The 18,513-nt window shown below is 63.3% G+C and carries 19 protein-coding genes and 1 riboswitch; of the genes, 15 read left to right on the plus strand and 4 right to left on the minus strand.

Features of this window, described 5'->3' with window-relative positions:
• The first annotated feature begins 9 nt into the window (after positions 1–9).
• The 11 genes from gspG to K7B09_RS00965 are packed head-to-tail and all read left to right on the plus strand — an operon-like array spanning position 10 to position 9,270.
• A complete protein-coding gene (gene gspG / locus K7B09_RS00915) occupies positions 10–441 on the plus strand; it encodes a type II secretion system major pseudopilin GspG (RefSeq protein ID WP_223625729.1) in 432 nt (143 codons plus the stop codon).
• A 28-nt stretch (positions 442–469) separates the two neighbouring features.
• Complete coding sequence (gene xpsH, locus K7B09_RS00920; RefSeq protein WP_223625733.1) at positions 470–949, plus strand: type II secretion system protein XpsH; 480 nt, start codon at positions 470–472, stop codon at positions 947–949.
• Entirely contained in the window at positions 949–1,371 is a 423-nt protein-coding gene (gene xpsI / locus K7B09_RS00925; protein WP_223627676.1) for a type II secretion system protein XpsI, read from the plus strand. Before xpsH ends, xpsI begins: the two co-directional genes overlap by 1 nt.
• A complete protein-coding gene (locus K7B09_RS00930) occupies positions 1,368–2,006 on the plus strand; it encodes a prepilin-type N-terminal cleavage/methylation domain-containing protein (RefSeq protein ID WP_223625738.1) in 639 nt (212 codons plus the stop codon). Before xpsI ends, K7B09_RS00930 begins: the two co-directional genes overlap by 4 nt.
• Positions 2,006–2,842, plus strand: coding sequence for a type II secretion system minor pseudopilin (locus tag K7B09_RS00935; RefSeq protein ID WP_223625741.1), 837 nt, complete (start codon positions 2,006–2,008; stop codon positions 2,840–2,842). Before K7B09_RS00930 ends, K7B09_RS00935 begins: the two co-directional genes overlap by 1 nt.
• A complete protein-coding gene (locus K7B09_RS13225) occupies positions 2,839–3,984 on the plus strand; it encodes a PilN domain-containing protein (protein ID WP_223625744.1) in 1,146 nt (381 codons plus the stop codon). Before K7B09_RS00935 ends, K7B09_RS13225 begins: the two co-directional genes overlap by 4 nt.
• Entirely contained in the window at positions 3,981–4,598 is a 618-nt protein-coding gene (gene gspM, locus K7B09_RS00945; protein WP_223625747.1) for a type II secretion system protein GspM, read from the plus strand. The genes K7B09_RS13225 and gspM overlap by 4 nt, the downstream gene beginning before the upstream one ends.
• Complete coding sequence (locus K7B09_RS00950; RefSeq protein ID WP_223625751.1) at positions 4,588–5,376, plus strand: hypothetical protein; 789 nt, start codon at positions 4,588–4,590, stop codon at positions 5,374–5,376. The genes gspM and K7B09_RS00950 overlap by 11 nt, the downstream gene beginning before the upstream one ends.
• A gap of 35 nt (positions 5,377–5,411) precedes the next feature.
• Entirely contained in the window at positions 5,412–7,580 is a 2,169-nt protein-coding gene (gspD, locus tag K7B09_RS00955) for a type II secretion system secretin GspD (RefSeq protein WP_223627678.1), read from the plus strand.
• Entirely contained in the window at positions 7,577–8,428 is an 852-nt protein-coding gene (locus K7B09_RS00960) for a glycosyltransferase family 2 protein (RefSeq protein WP_223625755.1), read from the plus strand. The genes gspD and K7B09_RS00960 overlap by 4 nt, the downstream gene beginning before the upstream one ends.
• Positions 8,425–9,270 carry a glycosyltransferase family 2 protein gene (locus K7B09_RS00965; RefSeq protein ID WP_223625759.1) on the plus strand — a complete coding sequence of 282 codons (846 nt, stop codon included), beginning with the start codon at positions 8,425–8,427 and terminating at the stop codon, positions 9,268–9,270. Before K7B09_RS00960 ends, K7B09_RS00965 begins: the two co-directional genes overlap by 4 nt.
• Positions 9,271–9,347: 77 nt before the next feature.
• On the opposite strand, the gene pyrF is transcribed toward K7B09_RS00965, so the two are convergent.
• From pyrF to K7B09_RS00980, 3 genes are all read right to left on the minus strand, one after another.
• The gene (gene pyrF, locus K7B09_RS00970) at positions 9,348–10,163 is read right to left on the minus strand and encodes an orotidine-5'-phosphate decarboxylase (RefSeq protein ID WP_223625763.1); all 816 of its coding nucleotides are present in this window, start codon (positions 10,161–10,163) and stop codon (positions 9,348–9,350) included.
• A 53-nt stretch (positions 10,164–10,216) separates the two neighbouring features.
• Positions 10,217–11,881 carry an energy-dependent translational throttle protein EttA gene (gene ettA / locus K7B09_RS00975; protein WP_223625766.1) on the minus strand — a complete coding sequence of 555 codons (1,665 nt, stop codon included), beginning with the start codon at positions 11,879–11,881 and terminating at the stop codon, positions 10,217–10,219.
• Between the two features lie 131 nt (positions 11,882–12,012).
• A complete protein-coding gene (locus tag K7B09_RS00980; protein WP_223625770.1) occupies positions 12,013–13,044 on the minus strand; it encodes a YeiH family protein in 1,032 nt (343 codons plus the stop codon).
• A 91-nt stretch (positions 13,045–13,135) separates the two neighbouring features.
• On the opposite strand from K7B09_RS00980, the gene K7B09_RS00985 reads away from it, so the two are divergent.
• The 4 genes from K7B09_RS00985 (at position 13,136) to ribD (ending at position 17,009) form a co-directional block, all read left to right on the plus strand.
• Positions 13,136–14,041 (plus strand): LysR family transcriptional regulator, encoded by a 906-nt coding sequence (locus tag K7B09_RS00985; RefSeq protein WP_223625773.1) that lies wholly within the window; start codon positions 13,136–13,138, stop codon positions 14,039–14,041.
• Positions 14,042–14,112: 71 nt separating this feature from the next.
• On the plus strand, positions 14,113–15,381 hold the full coding sequence (gene glyA / locus K7B09_RS00990; protein WP_223625778.1) for a serine hydroxymethyltransferase: 1,269 nt from the start codon (positions 14,113–14,115) through the stop codon (positions 15,379–15,381).
• A 3-nt stretch (positions 15,382–15,384) separates the two neighbouring features.
• On the plus strand, positions 15,385–15,903 hold the full coding sequence (gene nrdR, locus K7B09_RS00995; RefSeq protein WP_223625783.1) for a transcriptional regulator NrdR: 519 nt from the start codon (positions 15,385–15,387) through the stop codon (positions 15,901–15,903).
• Positions 15,900–17,009 carry a bifunctional diaminohydroxyphosphoribosylaminopyrimidine deaminase/5-amino-6-(5-phosphoribosylamino)uracil reductase RibD gene (ribD, locus tag K7B09_RS01000; protein ID WP_223625786.1) on the plus strand — a complete coding sequence of 370 codons (1,110 nt, stop codon included), beginning with the start codon at positions 15,900–15,902 and terminating at the stop codon, positions 17,007–17,009. The genes nrdR and ribD overlap by 4 nt, the downstream gene beginning before the upstream one ends.
• 6 nt (positions 17,010–17,015) lie before the next feature.
• Here ribD and K7B09_RS01005 read toward each other — a convergent pair whose 3' ends face one another.
• Positions 17,016–18,212, minus strand: a complete 1,197-nt coding sequence (locus K7B09_RS01005) for a hypothetical protein (protein WP_223625789.1) — start codon at positions 18,210–18,212, stop codon at positions 17,016–17,018.
• 87 nt (positions 18,213–18,299) lie between these two features.
• A riboswitch (FMN riboswitch) is annotated at positions 18,300–18,452 on the plus strand.
• Positions 18,453–18,513 lie beyond the last annotated feature (61 nt).

Here is an 18,513-nt window from a genome sequence, read left to right on the forward strand (position 1 = left end):
ATTGTTACTATGCGCAAGCGTCAATTTTCAGGATCGATGTCGAAAGCCGCACAGCGCGGATTTTCGCTCATCGAAATCATCGTGGTGGTGGTGCTGATTGGCGGCATCGTGGCGTTTGCCGCCTCACGCATCTTGGGGGGTGGTGATCGTGCCAAGGTCAAATTGACCCAGGCACAATTGCAAACCTTGGCCGAGAAAATTGACCAGTACAAAATGGATACCGGCGCACTGCCGCCCACGCTGGATGCGTTGGTAACCGCACCGGGTGGCACCCAGGGCTGGTTGGGGCCGTATGCCAAAACTGCAGATTTGAACGATGCCTGGATGCATCCGATGCTGTACAAGGTGCCGGGGGAAGGTAGGCCGTTTGATTTGGTCAGCTATGGCGCCGACGGCAAGCCGGGCGGCGATAGCGTGAACGCCGACCTCAAGTTCAACTAAGTCTGCCTGCGCAAGTATGCGAGTGAGCATGCGCCCGCAATTGCCCGTGCCCGGCTTTTCATTGCTGGAAATGCTGCTGGTGCTGGTATTGATTGCCGCTGCCACGCTGCTGGCAATGGCAGCATTCAGTGGCGGCCTGCGCGGTATCGAGTTGCGTTCGGCGGCCAAGGAGGTGGCCGCGCAGATGCGGTTTTCACGTGCCTTGGCGATTGCCAGCGGCCAACCACAGGATGTGATCATCGACCCAACCGCCCGCACCTGGCGCGCGGCCAAGGGCCGGCACGGACAACTGCCCAGTGGCGGCGAGGTCGTATTCACCGGCGCGCGCGCCGCGCAATTGGGGATCACGGACAACCCTGCCGCACCACTCGGTGCGGTGCGGTTTTTTCCGGATGGTGCGGCTACCGGCGGCCGCTTGCGCTTGCAGGCCAACGGCGCAGGCTGGGATGTCGATGTGCGTTGGTTGACCGGCGAAGTGCAGTTGCAACGGGTGGGGTCTGCGCCATGATGCGGCGCGCTCAAACGGGGTTTACCTTGATCGAAATTTTGGTGGCGTTTGCGGTGTTGGCGCTGGGCCTGACGTTGCTATTAGGCACCTTGTCGGGGGCCAGCCGGCAAGTACGTCAAGGTGGCGATGCAGGGCGTGCGGGATTACTGGCGCAGTCGTTGCTGGAGGAGCGGCTGGTGTTGTTGCAGGCGCCACTGCAGCAGCAAGGGGAATTGGAAAACGGGCGCTACCACTGGCAGTTGGCCGTGACCCCTTGGCAAGACCCGCAACCGCGCCCGCGCGCTACCCCGCAAGATCCGTTCGCAGCGCGTTTGCTGCATGTGCAACTGGATATGCAATGGGGTGATGGCGGGCCGCAGCAGCAGCTGCATGTAGCGTCGTTGCGGCTGGTGTTGCCGCCCAAGTTGGAGCCTGGCCAGTGAGCCGGCACGCACATGGCTTTACCTTGCTGGAAGTCCTGCTGGCGGTGACTTTGCTGGCTGCCGCATTGGCCTTGGGGTTTGGTGTGGTGCGCGCCGCCGGGGCGACGGTGGCGCGTGGCGAACTGGTCAGCCAACGCAATGAACGCATGCGTGCGGTGTCCGAGTTCTTGCGGCAGCGCATCGGTGGTGCGCAGGGCATCGTGTTTGCATTCGATCAGCAAAGCGGGCGTTCGCTGCGGTTTGTGGGCGAGGCCAAGGCGGTGCGGTTTGTCGCGGATCTGCCGGATTATTTGGGCCGTGGCGGGCCGCATCTGCACGACTTGCAACTGCGCGATACAGGTAACGGCACGCAAGCATTGGAGGTGCTGTTCCGGTTGGTGCAAGCCGCGCAAGCGCGAGCGCCCACGCGCCCGCCCGAAGCACTGGTCGATGGCCTGACCCGGGTCGAATTTGCCTACAGAAGCTTGGGTGACGATGGCAAGCTGGGGCCGTGGCAGCCACAATGGGAAAACCCGGAAGCACTACCGATGCAGGTGCGTGTGCGGCTTGCTGATGTGCAAGGCGATTGGCCCGAGCTGGTGGTGTCGCTGCCGCAGGCTGGCAGTTATCTGGCCGGTGGTCGGAGCAAATCCTGATGGCCGGACACGCGACGATGCGCGGTGCTGCGCTGTTGATGGTGTTGTGGCTGGTCTTGCTGCTGGCAGGATTGGTGGCTGGGTATGCGCTGACGGCACGGGTGGAGTCCCTGCAGGGCAATGGCGTTGCGCGTACCTTGGTGGCGCGTGAAGCGGCACGGGCGGGGGTGGAATACGCCGCTGCACGCATGTTGGAACAAGACCCTGCACGGCGCTGGGCGGTGGATGGACGTGCGTACAAGATTGATTTTCAAGGCATTCCAGTAACTATTACGGTGCGCGATGAGGCGGCAAAGATCGACCTCAATGGCGCATCACTTGATCTCATCAGTCATTTATTGCAAGTCGTAGGTGAGCCGCGCGAGTCAGCCGACCGGCTGGCGGGTGCGGTGATCGATTGGCGCGATCCGGATAGTTTGACCCAGCCCGGCGGCGGTGCCGAAGACGCTGACTATCTGGGCGCCGGGCTGACCTGGGGGGCCAAAGATGCGCCGTTTGAATCGGTGGCTGAACTGGAACAGGTGTTGGGGATGCGCCCGGCGTTGTATGCCGCTGCGGCGCCGCATTTGACGATTTACACCGGGCAGGCTGCACCGGATGCCAATTTTGCCGATGCGGTGGTGCGCAAGGCGATGGGTCTGCCGGAAAAAGCCGCGCCCATCGACCCGGCAGCGCCCCCGTTACCTGGCAGCGGCACGTATAGTATTGATAGCCGTGCCCGGCTCACCGATGGGCGCAGCGCGCGTCTTTCGGTGGTGCTCAGAATGGGGGGCAGTGGATTGCCGGGTTCGACATACACAACGCTGCACTGGCAGGCGGGGGGAGTCACGCAGTGAGCGCACAACAGGCAAGGGGGGCGCTGCTTGCACAGTCCGGCTCGGGGCTGCGCGGGCTGCTGACTTGGTGGGGGCACAGTCTTGCCGCATGGTTGCCGGCGTCGCTGCGCCGCATCGTGGTGGCCGGTGACGAACGTCTGTGGCTGCAGCCGCAGGGTGATGACGTGCGCCTACTGCTGCAAGGAGACGCGGGTCCACGGGAATTGGCGAGCTTGCCCTTGCCACTCCCAGCCGGAAGCGATCCCTTGCAGCGGGTGTTGCATGAACGTGCGCGTGATCTGCCGCGCTGGCTGCAGTTGCCGGACACTGCCGGGTTGCGGCGAAGCCTGGTGCTACCGGCCGCCGCCCGCGAGCGGTTGCGTGAAGTCTTGAGCTTTGAAATTGAGCGGCAAACGCCGTTCGCAGCGACCGATGTCCTGTTTGCCGGGCGCCTGTTGCAAATTCGGGACGATGGCCAGTTGCACGTTGAGCTGGTGGTGTTGCCACGCACCCAGTTTGAGGCGACCTGCGCGCGCCTGGGCGGCATGGCACAGGGTTTGGCCGGAGTGGATTTAATCACCTCAAATGGGCAGCCATTGGGGGTCAACGTGCTGCCACCGGCATCGCGTGGCAAGCAGCACGACAGCTGGCGTTGGTGGAATCTGGGGCTGGCCGCTGTGGCGTTGTTGGCGATAGTGCTGGGAATGGCGCAATTGCTGGACAACCGGCGCGCCGCTGCCGCCACCTTGAAAACCCAGATGCAAGCGCGCGAGACGCAGGCGCGTGCCATTTCCAGCGAACGTCAACGACTGCTGGATACGGTGGAGGGTGAGACCTATCTGCGTGCCCAGCGCAATGATCGCCCGCCGGTAGTGGAGGTGATGCAGGCACTGGCGCAGCGCCTGCCCGATGGCACTTATTTGGAGAAATTGTCGATCGACGGCGATCAACTCAACGTCATCGGCTTGTCCAGCCAGGCCGCTGCACTGGTAGGCAAGCTGGAAGGCGCGCCGCAATGGACAACGCCAGCACTGAGCGGCGCGCTGCAGCAGGATCCGCGCACGCGCATGGATCGCTTTACGTTGGTGGCGCAGCTGGCCGGGAAACTTCCGGCAGCCGCATCCAGTCCTGCCGCCACATCCACCGCAGGAGAGCCGCGATGAGTCCGCTCATTCCCGCCAGGCGTGATCGTTGGTTGGCACTGGCCTTGTTGCTGGTGGTGTTGGGATTGCTTTGGTTGTTGCTGGTATCGCCGTTGTTTGGCCAGCCGCTGCAGCAAGTCAATGCCGAGCTCACCCAGTTGCAGACCCGCGATGCGCGCCTGCGCAGCCTGCTGGGGCAAAAAAACCTGGTTGAACAACGCTTGGCCGCACTGGCCGCCCGTGGCGGTGGTTCCGGGTTTTTGGTCGAACCCACCGCTGAGCTGGCGACCGCCGGCTTGATCCAGCAATTGGAGCAAGTGGTCAGCGAGACCAGCCCGGGCAGCCGGGGTTGTGCGCTGGTCAACCGCACCCCCTTGGGCGATGAGGCGCAGAGTGGGCGCTACCGTCGAGTCACCGTGCAAGTGCGCCTGCGCTGCGGCAATGCGGAAACCTTGGCGGTGCTGCACGCCTTGCAATCAGCGCGCCCGTATTTGTTCATCGACAGCCTATCGATTACCGCGCAACGCTATTTCGCAGTGCCCGGAAGCGGGCAACCGCAGGAAGGTGGGCTGGATGTGAACTTCAACTTGTACGGCTATCTGCGCCCCGGTCCTGGAGGTGCACATGGCCGTTGAGCAAGGCGGGCTGCAGCGCTTCCTGCGGGCCGGGCCATTGACGTGGGTGCTGACTGCGGTATGCGGCTGGGCGCTGTTGTTTTGGCTGGGAAGCATGCTGGGCTTGGGTGGGCGCACGGGCGAGCTGCCGCCGTTGCCGGCGGAGGCCTTGCCATCACCCGCGGCAATGGTGCCGGATCGGATCGGGCCAATGGCGCAATACGATGAGGCGGCGTCGCGGCCGCTGTTTACCGAAGATCGCAAGCCGCGGGCATTCTTGGCCACCGCCCCCGACGAGGGCGAAGCAGGGGCCAATAGTTCGATGAACTTCATCCTTACCGGGGTATTGATCAGCCCCAGTGTGCAGTTGGCTATCTTGCAGCCCAGCGGCGGCGGCAACTCGCAGCGGGTGCGGGTGGGGAGTGCGCCGGATGGTGCCGCAGGCTGGCGCTTGCAGGAAGTACAGCCACGCCGCGCAATTTTCGAAGGACCGGGCGGGCAAATGACGCTGGATCTGCGCACTTTTGGTGTCGCCGGGACACCGGCAGGTGCAACCAAGGTCGCTGCGGAAGCTGCATCAGCTGCGGCTGATGCCGCGGCGGCCGGCCCGCCGCTGCCGCCACCGACGCCAGATGAATCCCGTCGCATTGATGAAATTCGCAAGCGCATCGAAGCCCGCCGCGCGCAATTGCAACAACACAATCCGGCCCCGCCACCGCGTGCGCCAGCCAACTCCACAACCAGCATTACCCATGCACCTGCCAGTGCCGGCCCGGTACTGCAGGAGGTAAAAGAATGATGCAAACCCATGCCATGACCCGGACGTTTCAGCCCATGACTGCGCGCACGTTAACGATTTCCCTGTTGGTCGGCACATTGGCTGCCTGTGCCAGCGTCCCGCAGCCGCAGTTACACCGCACCCAACGCAGCGCGCAGGCACAAGATGCCAATGCTGGCAGCGGCGATGTCCGCAAGGAAATCTTGCAGGAATTGGGGAGTGACGGCCCGCAGCCAGTGATCCGGCGCGGCAATGGGGGCGTCATCAATCAAAAAGTCGCCAGTGCGCCGCCGCCCTCGCTGGCCAGCAGCGGGCAGGCCAGCTTCAATTTCGAAGGTGAATCGTTGCAGGCGGTGGTCAAAGCCATTCTCGGTGACATGCTCGGCCAGAGCTACAGCATTGCCCCCGGCGTGCAGGGGACGGTGACCGTGGCCACCCAGAAGCCGGTCGGTGCCGCCGGTGCGCTGAGTCTGTTGGATCAGGTATTAGCGCAAAACAACGCGCGCATGGTGTACAGCGATGGCCGCTACAACATCGTGACTGCCGATCAGGCATTGCAAAATGGTGCAGCGCTGCGCACCGGCTCGCCGGCAACCGCGCGCGGTTTTGAATCACGCGTGGTGCCATTGCGTTTTGTCTCGGCTACCGAGATGGAGAAAATTCTCAAGCCGTACGCACGCCAAGGCTCGATCGTCACAGTGGATGGCGCCCGCAACCTGATCACCATTGCCGGTACTCGCGCCGAGCTGGAAAACTACCTGCGCACCATTCAGGTGTTCGATGTGGACTGGATGTCCAGCATGTCGGTGGGTGTGTTTCCCCTGCAGTCGGGCAAAGCCACCGATGTGGTGCAAGACCTGGAGCGCGTGTTCGGTGAACAGGGCAAGACTCCGGTCGCAGGCATGTTCCGGTTCATGCCGCTGGAAGCGACCAATTCGGTGATGGTGATCACTGCGCAGCCCAGTTATCTGGATGAAATCCACCAGTGGATCGACCGCATCGAAGGTGGCAGCGGCGATGGCCGGTTGTTCTCCTACGAATTGAAATACATAAAGGCGCGCGATCTGGCCGATCGCCTGTCGGAAGTGTTTGGTGGCAAAGGGGGATCGCAAAACGAAGATGCAAACGCCTCGCTGATGCCGGGCGTGCAGGGCAGCGAATTGCGCGATGGCAACAGCGACGACCGTTCCGGGTTGTCATCCACTGGTGCCGGTGGGGCTGGGCTTGGCCAAGGCGGCAGCCTGCCGCAGTCGCGTGGCGGCAATGGCCGGGTGACGCTGAAGGTAGGCGGTGCCGAAGTCGGCGTGTCGGCCGTGGAAGACACCAACTCGCTGCTGGTGCGCGCCAGCGCGGCGCAATGGAAGTCGATCCGCGAAGTCATTGATCGCCTCGATGTGATGCCGATGCAAGTGCAGATCGAAGCGCAAGTCATCAGCGTGGCGTTGAAGGGCGATTTGCAATACGGCGTGAGCTGGTTCTTCGATCATGCGGTGAATTCCAATGCCGCCGGCAATCTGCCGTATCCGACCGGGCGTAACAGTTGGGGCAGCTATTCCGGTGGCATCAATCCGATGAGCAATGGCGGTGGCAACTTGCTCAGTTGGACCTTCCTTGGCAAAAATGCTGCCGCCATCGTCAGTGCCTTGGACAGTGTGACCGATGTGCGCACCTTGTCTTCCCCATCGGTATTGGCGCAGAACAATCGCGAGGCCACCCTCAATGTTGGCCAGAGGATTCCGATTGCGTCGGTCAGCTTCAATCCGAGCGGCGGCAACAGCAATGGCACCTATAGTCAAGTGCAATATTTGGACACCGGCATCATCCTCAAGGTGCGCCCGCGGATTACCCGCGATGGCATGGTGTTCCTCGATATCGTGCAGGAAGTCAGCAAGCCGGCTGGCGTTGCGGATATTCAAGGCAATGTGCGCATCGATACCAGCAAGGTCACCACCAGTGCAGTGGCCCCCAGCGGTGACACCATCATGCTGGCCGGTCTGATTGCCGATGGCAGTCAGAAAGGCTCTATGGGTGTGCCAGGGTTGAGCCGGATTCCGATCATCGGTGGCCTGTTCGGCCAGCAGAATAACGGCAAGACACGTGACGAACTGGTGGTGCTGATTACCCCCACCGTGGTGCGCAATCCGCTGGAGGCACGCAACTTGACCGACGAATACGGGCGTCGTTTCCGCGCACTTGATCCAATCTATAACCCGAAGAAAAAGTGAACCAAGCGGGCGCGTCTTGGCCAGTGATCCTGGTGCCGGTCGGCACCAATGAGGACGCGTTGGATGGCTGTTTGGCAGCACTGGATGCCGGCACACCGCACGGTACCCGGGTGTGGCTGGCGGATGATGCGCAAGCCGGCCCACGCGGGCTTGCGTTGATCCGGCATTGGCTGGGCACAACGCGCTTGCAAGCCGCGCATACCCGGCGCAGCCAGCCCTTGGGCGAAGCGGCGCATCTGCAACAAGCCTTGCAGGCCTGTGGCAATGCCGACGTGGTGGTGCTGGCCAGTGATGCACGCCCGGTACCCGGCTGGCTGACGCAATTGGCTGCGTGTTTGGCCAGCGATGCCGCCATCGCCACGGCAACCCCCTGGTGCAATGCCGGCGAAGTCGCGGCGTGGCCACGGATTGGCGAAATCGTAGTGCTACCCGATGCCCTTGGTCGTTTGGCCGACGCCTGCGCCCATCTGCCTGCCGACTACCCGCCGCTGCCCTCGGCGGTGGCGCATGCGGTATTGCTGCGTGGATTGGCGCGCGTTGCAGCCGGCGGTGTGGATGGCGTCAGCTATCAGTCCTGGTATGCGGCGTTGATTGATTTATCGCTGCGCATGGCGGGGCTGGGTGGGCGCAATGTGTTGTGCGATAACGCATTCGTGTTGCGTGATGCCGAGAGTGCGCCGCAGTCCGGCGATCTTGACGCATTGGCTGTGCGCTGGCCGGCATGGCATGCACGGCTGGCCGACTGTCTGATGCACGACCCCTTGCTGCCACAGCGGCAGCGGCTGCAACAAGCATTGCAAGCCGCCGAACGCGTGCCACCGCAACCGGATTTGTTCGTGACGCCATGACCCTGGCTAGCCACGCCGACATTGCCGTCATCGTGGTGGCCTACAACAGCGAAGCCACGATCGAACCCTGCCTGCAGCGGTTGCGGGCCGCAGAAGGGGTTGCCGAGGTGCGCGTGGTTGACAATAACTCCAGTGACAGCACGCTCGACATCGTGCAGCGGCACGCATTGGCCGACCCGCGTCTGCGTTTCATCGCCAACCCCGACAATCCCGGGTTTGCCGTGGCCTGCAACCAAGGTGCCGCCACTAGCCATGCGCCGTGGCTGGCGTTCGTCAACCCGGATTGCTTTGTGGAGGCCGACACCTTGGCGCATTTGCGTGCCGCCGCCAGTGCAGTGGGGGGCGGCTTGGTGGGGGCTGCGTTGTGTGACGAAGACGGCGTGTGGGATGCCGCCGCGCGCCGACGCGATCCGCAATTTGCGGCGATGTTGCGTTCATCGCGCGCACGCAATCTCAGCCTGCCGCGTGATGCAGCACAAGCGTTGCAACCGGTGGATGCCGTGTCCGGCGCATTGATGGTGTTGCCGCGTGTCGTGTTCGAACGGGTGGGTGGGTTTGATGCCGGCTACCGCCTGCACGCAGAAGATCTGGATCTATGCCGGCGCGTGCGTGCAGCCGGCGCGCAGGTGGTTTGCGCCAATGCGGTGCGCGTGGTGCATGTCCGCGGCGTGTCTTCGCGTGCGCGCCCAGTCTTTGTTGAATGGCACAAGCACCGTGGACTGTGGCGTTATTTTTGCAAGTTCGAGGCCAGTCAATGCGGGATGGTGACCCGCATGGCGGTGTTTGCGATGATTTGGGGTCGATTCCCGTTTGCGGTGTTGCGCGCCGCGCTACACCGGTAGGGGCAGCCCATGGCTGCGACTGTCATGCCAAGGACGGTCGCGCGCAGGGCGCGCTCCGGCAGGTTGTGAGAGTACGATCAACGCCAACGATTGATGGTATCGCGCAGCTCGCGCGCGGCGTCAGCGGCTGCTTCGGCATAGCCTTCGCCTTGCGAGGCGTACAGGATGCCGCGTGAGGAATTGATCATCAGCCCGGTACCGTCGGCGGTCTTGCCATTGTTCACCACCGCTTCGACATCACCGCCCTGTGCGCCGATGCCCGGAATCAGCAGTGGCATGTCACCGACGAGGTTGCGAATGACCTTCAGTTCTTGCGGGAAGGTGGCCCCCACCACCAGCGCGCAATTGCCATCGCCGTTCCACTCGTCGGCAATGGTGCGGGCGATGTGCTGGTACAGTGGCTGGCCATCGATCAGCAGTTCCTGGAAATCACGCGCACCGGGGTTGGAGGTGTGACACAGGAACACGCAGCCACGGTCGTTGTAATCCAGAAATGGTTGCGCGGAATCCTTGCCCATGTATGGATTCAGCGTTACCGCATCGGCGCCGAAGCGCTCGAACGCCTCGCAGGCATACTGCTGCGCGGTGCTGCCGATATCGCCGCGCTTGGCGTCCAGGATCACCGGCACATCCGGGTGTTCCGCATTGATATGTGCGATCAAGCGCTGCAATGCCGCCTCGCCATGGTTGTGCGCGGCGAAATACGCAATTTGCGGTTTGAACGCACAAGCGTATTGCGCGGTGGCATCGACAATGTCGCGACAAAACGCGAAAAGCGCGTCGTCGTCATCCACAAAGCAATCCGGGAATTTGGCCGGATCCGGGTCAAGGCCCACGCAGACCAGGGTGTCGGCCTGCTGCCAACGGGTGCGCAGTTTCTGGATAAAGGTCATGGCGGGTTGCTCCTGCATGCAAAGACGCCCACGTTGCCGTGGGCGTCCGGTCATTACTTCAGCGCCTTGAACCGCAAGCGCTTCGGGCCGGCGTCGTCACCCATGCGGCGGCGCTTGTCTTCCTCGTATTCGCGGTAATTGCCCTGGAAGAACTCCACGTGCGAGTCGCCTTCGAAGGCGAGGATGTGGGTGGCGATGCGGTCGAGGAACCAGCGGTCATGCGAAATGACGAAGGTGTTGCCGGGGAATTCCAGCAGCGCATCTTCCAGCGCACGCAGGGTTTCGATGTCCAGATCGTTCGACGGTTCGTCGAGCAGCAGCACATTACCGCCCTGCAACAGGGTCTTGGCCATGTGCAGGCGGCCACGCTCACCCCCGGAGAGCGTGCCGACCAATTTCTGCTGGTCTTGGCCCTTGAAGTTGAAACGGCCGATGTAGGCGCGGGACTGGATTTCCACGCCATTGATATTGAGGATATCGCGCCCGCCCGACACTTCCTGAAACACGGTGTGGTCGCCTTCCAGTGCGCCACGGCTCTGGTCCACATATGCAAGATTGACGGTGGGGCCGATGTTGATCGAGCCCGAATCCGGCTTTTCTTGCCCGGTGATCATCTTGAACAGGGTGGATTTGCCGGCACCGTTGGGGCCGATGATGCCAACGATGGCGCCCGGCGGCACGATCATCGACAAATCATCAATCAACAGGCGGTCACCAAACGTTTTCGACACGCCCTTGAACTCAATCACCGAGTTGCCCAAACGCTCGCCAGGTGGAATGAAGATTTCATTGGTCTCGTTGCGGCGCTGGTAGTCGACGGCTTGCAATTCGTCCAGGCGCGCCAAACGCGCCTTGCCCTTGCTGCGGCCGCCCTTGGCGTTTTGCCGCGCCCATTCCAGTTCTTTTTGAATGGCTTTTTGGCGCGATTTTTCCTGATTGTCTTCCTGCTTCAGGCGCTCGTCTTTCTGGGTCAGCCAGTCGGTGTAATTGCCCTTCCACGGAATGCCACGGCCGCGATCGAGTTCCAGAATCCACTCGGCGGCGTTGTCGAGGAAGTAGCGATCATGGGTGACCGCCACTACGGTGCCGGTATAGCGGTGCAGGAACTGTTCCAGCCATTCGACGGATTCGGCGTCGAGGTGGTTGGTGGGTTCGTCGAGCAGCAGCATGTCGGGTTTTTGCAGCAGCAGGCGGCACAGCGCCACACGGCGTTTTTCACCACCGGACAGCTTGCCAACGATGGCATCCCACGGCGGCAGGCGCAGCGCGTCGGCGGCCACTTCCAGCTGATTTTCCAAGGTGTGTGCATCACCTGCGGCGAGGATGGCTTCCAGGCGTTCCTGCTCCTTGGCCAGCGCGTCGAAATCCGCGCCCTCCTCGGCATAGGCGGCATAGACCTCGTCCAGCCGCGCCTGCGCCTGCAGCACTTCGCCCACGCCTTCCTCGACGGCCTGGCGGACGCTGTGTTCCGGGTTCAACTCCGGCTCCTGCGCCAGATAGCCGACCTTGATGCCGGCCTGCGGGCGCGCCTCGCCTTCGAAATCCTTGTCCACGCCGGCCATGATCCGCAGCACGGTGGACTTGCCGGAGCCGTTCAGGCCCAGCAGGCCGATCTTGGCGCCGGGGAAGAAGCTCAGCGAGATGTCCTTGATGATCTGCCGCTTGGGCGGGACCATCTTGGACACCTTGTTCATGGTGTAGATGTACTGCGATGACATGCGTGCTCCGGGCGTGCGGCGGCGGCCTGCGCGGTGCAGGGCCACAAGGGTGTTCGGAATCCGCAATTATAGCGGTTTGCAGCTCGCAAACCGCTTGTCAGGTGCGGCGGGGCTGTCCCCGCCGGTGAGGTTCAGGTCAGGCCCATCGCCTGCTGTGCAACCAGGCTGGCGACGGTCACCGCAAACCAGGTGCCGAGACCCAGCAGGATCGGACGCGGCCCGGTGGCGCGCATCTGCCTGAGATCGGCCGACAGGCCAATGCCGGCCAGCGCCGCCACGATGCAGAGCTGCGCCGCCCAGTGCAGCCCCTGTAGCACGACCAGAGGCAGCAAGCCGGTGCTGCCGATCGCCGAGGCCGCGACGAAGCCCAGGATGAACCACGGGAAGTTGCTGCGCAGCGAGGCATGGCCCGGGTCGCTGCGGTTGCGCCTCGCCATCCACATTGCCAAGGCCAGCGTGACCGGCACGATCAGGCTGGCGCGGGTGAGTTTGACCACGGTGGCCAGCTCGCCAGCGGCCAGGCTGTACTGGTAGCCGGCGGCCACCACTGAAGAGGTGTCGTTGATCGCGGTGCCTGCCCACAGGCCGAAGCCGTGGTCGCTCAGCCCCAGCAGGTGCCCCAATGGGGGAAACAACAGCGCGCCGGCGACGTTGAACAGGAAGATGGTGGTCATCGACAGCGCGATTTCGTGGTCGCGGGCGCGAATCACCGGGGCAGCGGCGGCGATGGCGGAACCGCCGCAAATGGCGGTGCCGATGCCAATCAATATTGGCAGTGAGCCGCTCAGTCGCAGCAGCCGGCTCAGGCCCCATGCGGTGAGAAAGGCGACTGCCAGCGTCACCAGCGTCAGCGGTAGCGAGTCCAGCCCGGTTTTTGCCACCTGCGTCAATGACAGCCCGAACCCGAGCATCACCACCGATGCGCGCAATAGCGGGCCATGCGCGAAGGCAATGCCGGCCTGATGGCGTGGCTGGGTGATGCCGGTGGCGCCCAGCACCAGCCCCAACAGCAGAGCCGACACCGCGCCGCCCACCACCGGCAGCCACGCGCCGATGAGCATGGCCGGTATGACAACCAGCGTCACCAGCAGCAGCCCGCTGCGGCGTGCGTGCCACAGGGCGGACAGGGTGGATGGGGAAGCGATCTCGGGAGCGGCGGTCATGGCGGGGTGCTGGTTCGATGTACCACCAGTTTGCGCGAGATGGTTACTCAGGAATACTTTTGATTATTTATCTATGCGATAAGATTATTTTATGCATTATGTCAGCCCGCGCCAGCTCGAAGTGTTTGTGCAGACGGTGGCCTGCGGCAGCCTGCGCGGCGTAGCGGAGATGCTGCACCTCAGCCAGCCGGCGGTCAGCATGGCGCTGGCGGAGCTGGAGCGGCTGCTGGGGAGCGAGCTGTTTGATCGCCGCCGAGGGCGGCTGCAGTTGAATGCGCGCGGGCGCGACCTGCTGCCATTGGCGCAGGAGCTGCTGGAGCGGCATCGGGAATTCGCCGGCTTTGATTCGCATGGCATCGCCCCCGGCAGCGAGTTGCGCATTGGTGCCAGCAATACCGTGGGCAACTACCGGATTGGCGAATTGCTGGCGCCCTTCGCGCTTGCACAGCCCGGGGTGCGCCTGCGGCTGCAGGTGGAGAACACCCGCAGCATTGCTGCAGCGGTATTGGATGGCCGCTTGGATATCGGCTGCGTGGAAGGGCCGGTGATGCATGCGGATCTGCAGCGGCAGCATTGGCGCGATGACGTGCTGGTGGTGTGCGCTGCTGCCAATCACCCGCTGGCTGGCCGGCGTGGGCTGCGCCCCGGTGATTTCCATGAGGCGCGCTGGGTGCTGCGCGAGCCGGGTTCCGCCACCCGCGAGATGAGCGAGCGCCTGTTGAGCAAGTTGCCGGCACCGGTGGCATTGCTGGAATTGAACCAGACCGAAGCGGTGAAGCAAGCGGTGGTGGCGGGGCTGGGCCTGGCGTGCCTGCCGGAGGTGGCGTTGACCGATGCCGTGGCCGCCGGGCGTCTTGCAGTGCTGGACACTCCGTTTGCGCAGCTGCGCCGCAGCTTGTCCCTGCTGTGGCCGCGAAATCGCTACCAGGGGGCCGTGCTGCGCGCCTTTCTGGCCGCGCACGCGCCGCCGGACGCAGGCTGCCCGGTGGCGGATTGAGGCCGGTTGAAGCCGCTCAGGGCCGTGCTGCGGGCTACAATTGCAATCCCCCCCCAATCCCGGAGTCCCCCATGTTCTCCCGTGCCGACACGCTTGCCGCTTTTGATCCCGAACTGGCCAAGGCCATTGCCGCAGAAGACCGTCGCCAGGAGGACCACGTCGAGCTGATCGCCTCCGAGAACTACGCCAGCCCGCGGGTGATGGAAGCGCAGGGCAGCCAGATGACCAACAAGTACGCCGAGGGGTATCCGGGCAAGCGTTACTACGGCGGCTGCGAATACGTCGACATCGCCGAGCAGCTGGCCATCGACCGCTGCAAGCAGCTGTTCGGCGCCGACTATGCGAACGTGCAGCCGCATTCCGGCTCGCAGGCGAACCAGGCAGTGTACTTCGCGCTGCTGCAGCCGGGCGACACCATCCTCGGCATGTCGCTGGCGCATGGCGGCCACCTGACCCACGGCGCCAAGGTCAACGCCTCCGGCAAGCTGTTCAACGCGGTGCAGTACGGCGTGAACGAACAGGGTTTGATTGATTACGACGAAGTGGAACGGCTGGCGCTGGAACACAAACCGAAGATGGTGGTGGCGGGCTTCTCCGCCTACTCGCAGGTGGTGGATTGGGCGCGCTTCCGTGCGATTGCCGACAAGGTGGGCGCGTATCTGTTCGTGGACATGGCGCACGTGGCTGGCTTGATTGCGGCGGGCGTGTACCCCAGCCCGGTGCCGCATGCGCATGTGGTGACTTCCACCACCCACAAGACCCTGCGTGGCCCGCGTGGCGGGATCATCGTCGCCAGCCGTGCAGCGATGGGCGATGCCGCCGAGGACATCGAGAAGAAGCTGCAGTCCATCGTGTTCCCCGGCATCCAGGGCGGCCCGCTGATGCACGTGATCGCGGCCAAGGCCGTGGCGTTCAAGGAAGCGCTGGAGCCGGCGTTCAAGGACTACCAGCAGCAGGTGGTGAAGAACGCGCAGGCGATGGCGAAGGTCATCATCGCCCGCGGCTACAAGATCGTTTCCGGCGGCACGCAGAACCACCTGATGTTGGTCGACATGATCGGCAAGGACGTGTCCGGCAAGCAGGCCGAGGAAGCGCTGGGCAAGGCGCATATCACCGTCAACAAGAACTCGGTGCCGAACGATCCGCGCAAGCCCTTCGTCACCTCCGGCCTGCGCATCGGCACGCCGGCGGTCACCACCCGTGGCTACAAGGAAGCCGATTGCGTGGCGCTGGCCGAGTGGATCTGCGATGTGCTGGACAACCCCGGCGACGACAACGTCATCGCCGGCGTGCGTGGCAATGTTGAACTGCAGTGCAAGCAGTTCCCGGTGTACGGCTAAGCCTTGCACTGCCCGTTCTGCCAGCACAGTGATACCCGCGTGATTGATTCGCGGGTGTCCGAAGACGGCGCGACGATTCGCCGCAGGCGCGGTTGCGAGGCCTGTGGCGAGCGTTTTTCCACTTTGGAAATGATCGAGTTGAAATTGCCGGCCATCATCAAATCCGATGGTCGGCGCGAAGCCTTCGATGCGCGCAAGCTGCGGGTGGGGTTTGACCGTGCGCTGCAAAAGCGGGCGGTATCGGAAGAGAAAATTGAGGCGGCGGTGCGCGCAGTGGTGCATCAACTGCGCATGACCGCCGAGCGCGAAATCGAATCGCGCCGGGTTGGCGGCTTTGTGATGGATGAACTGCGCAAGCTCGATCATGTGGGTTATGTGCGGTTTGCCTCGGTGTACCGCAGCTTCGAAGACGTGGCCGATTTCCGCGAAGAGCTTGACCGACTGGAGCGCGAATTGCCGGGTGAGGGGCAATTGCCCTTGCTGGGTGGGGTCGCCGACGGCGGGAAAGGAAAAAAACGATGAGTGCTTTTTCCGCCACCGATCACGCGTTGATGGCGCACGCGCTGCGCTTGGCCGAACGTGGCCTCTACACCACGCGGCCCAACCCGATGGTGGGCTGCGTGCTTGCGCAGGGTGACGCTGTGGTTGGCGAAGGCTGGCACCAGCGCAAAGGCGGGCCACATGCCGAGGTGTTCGCGCTGCAAGCGGCAGGCGCGCAAGCGCGCGGTGCAACGGCATACGTAACGCTGGAGCCCTGCGCACATCACGGCAGCACGCCGCCGTGTGCAGACGCCTTGATCGCCGCCGGCGTCGGCCGTGTGGTGGCAGCGATGCGGGACCCGTTCCCGCAGGTGGATGGGGCTGGTTTTGATGCGCTGCGTGCGGCCGGTATCACGGTGGAATCCGGGCTGATGGAAGCGCAGGCACGCGAGCTCAATCGCGGCTTCCTTGCCCGTATCGAACGTGGCCGGCCGTGGCTGCGGGTGAAGTTGGCCACCAGTTTGGATGGCCGTACCGCGATGGCGTCCGGTGATTCGAAATGGATCAGCGGTGAAGCTTCGCGCCACGATGTGCAGCGCTGGCGTGCGCGCAGCGGTGCACTGCTGACGGGCGCCGGCACGGTATTGGCTGACGACCCGCATTTGACCGTGCGGCTGGAGGATGGCAGCGACGTCGTGCCGCCCCTGCGCGTGGTGCTGGATCCGGGGCTGGCCACCGTGGCGCGTGGGCATGTGCGCGAAGGGGCTGCACCCACGCTGTATATCCACGCACCGGATGCCAAGCTGCCACGTGGCGTGGCGTTTGAGCACGCGGCCGTGCCGGCACAAGGCACGCGTTTCGATCTGGATGCGGTGCTGCGCCTGCTGGCCGCACGTGGCATCAATGAAGTGCAGTTGGAAGCCGGTGCCACGTTGGCTGGTGCGTTTTTATCAGCCGGTTTGGTCGATGAAGTGCTGCTCTATGTTGCTCCGGTGCTGCTGGGCGAACGGGCACGCCCACTGTTTGATGGTCTGCATATCGATGCAATGACGCAGCGCCTGAAACTGCAACGCATCGACAGCGCGGTGGTGGGCGATGATTTTCGGCTGTTGCTGCGGCCGCTGCCGGCGCCGGTGGAGGCTGCTTAGTCCGGCTCAGGGAATCGCATTCCCCAGCGGCCCCGGATGTTTGCGCACCAAGGCCCATGGCACGATCGACCAATCATCGCTGGCCTCGCAGGCGCGTGCCGCGCGCGGGAAGGACGGCCCGAAAAACACACCGGCAGGGGTCAGATGCCAATTGCCGTACTGCCAGAACTCGACATCGTTGTAATTGCATTCGTCTTCGCTGTCCGTCGGCTGCATCAATGTTGGATACAAGCGATTGAATTGCGCCAACAGCCACGGGGCCAGGGTTTTTTCCTGATACGCCGCTAGCGCATCGTTGTCCTGGGCATTGGGCGTTTGTGCAGGATCATCCGCCAGCCCGATCACGTGCAGCGGCTTGCCCTTGCCCAACCACAGCAAATCCTCCAGCGCGATGGGCTTGCCGGTATGGACATCCAGATTGATGCCGGCAGTGCCAAAATCCGGATGCGCGCCGCCGCAGTAATAGTCGGTATGCACCGTCACGCTGATCAGGTGCGGTGTGAATAATTCCGGGGTGACGGTTTGTTCGAAGTCGGCAAGGTCTGTGCCGCGCGCTGACCCCATGCATTCAAAGTAAGCGTCGGTTTCCTGCCACAGACGATTCCGCAGAATGGCATTGATGCGCTGACGTTCGGCCTCGGGGTAGCCATCCGTGATCTCGAACATCGCCAGCTTGGCTGCAGGTTGCTGCCACCACTGCAAGTGATACCCCATGACGGTTTGCTTGCGGCCTGCTTGCAACTTCAAATCGGCCAGCCGCAGGTAGCCATAGGGGTCATCACGATAGAGCTTGTGCAGGTATGGCACGGCATCGCTTGCCGGTGGCGTTGGTGTTGCCGGATGCAATGACAGCGGCAACGTCTTGCCATCCGTGCCGCGCCAGATGCCCTGCCAGCTGCCATTGGCTTGACGATCCAAGGTGATGACGGGGCGTGGCGCGCTTTCATCCACACCTTCAACCAGCTCCAGATGGGTCTTGCCAAGCTTGCCTGCAAACAGCGGGATATCCAGATGATGGCGCTGGTAAAAATACCGCGCCGGTGCATCTTCATCGCTTAACGTGAGCCCCATCACGATGGTCTGTTTGCCCAAGGTGCCGGTATAGACCTGCTCCCCATCGGTGGCATGTGTGTTGCCCAAGGCGACAAGCAGCAGGCCGCCGAGCAGTGCGGCGCAAGGGCGTGGTTGCAGGGATGTGGACATGAGCTCTCCTGAATCGCGGCTGCGCGCAACCGGGCATGTGGATGGCTGCATGATAAAATGCAGCGGCTGGTTTTGAACAAACCAGCAACAGGTCTTCAGGGCGGGGTGCAAGTCCCCACCGGCGGTAGGTATCGGCAATGACGATACAAGCCCGCGAGCGCTTGCGGCGTTGTCGCAAGGTCAGCAGACCCGGTCAAATGCCGGGGCCGACGGTCATAGTCCGGATGCAAGAAGACGGCCGCACACGTCCGAATGGGATGTGCGTGTTTCCGTTCGTCCCGAGGTGATGGGTTTTTTGGGA

Origin of the sequence: Thermomonas beijingensis (genome assembly GCF_020034655.1) — a bacterium.
Classification (GTDB): domain Bacteria; phylum Pseudomonadota; class Gammaproteobacteria; order Xanthomonadales; family Xanthomonadaceae; genus Thermomonas; species Thermomonas beijingensis.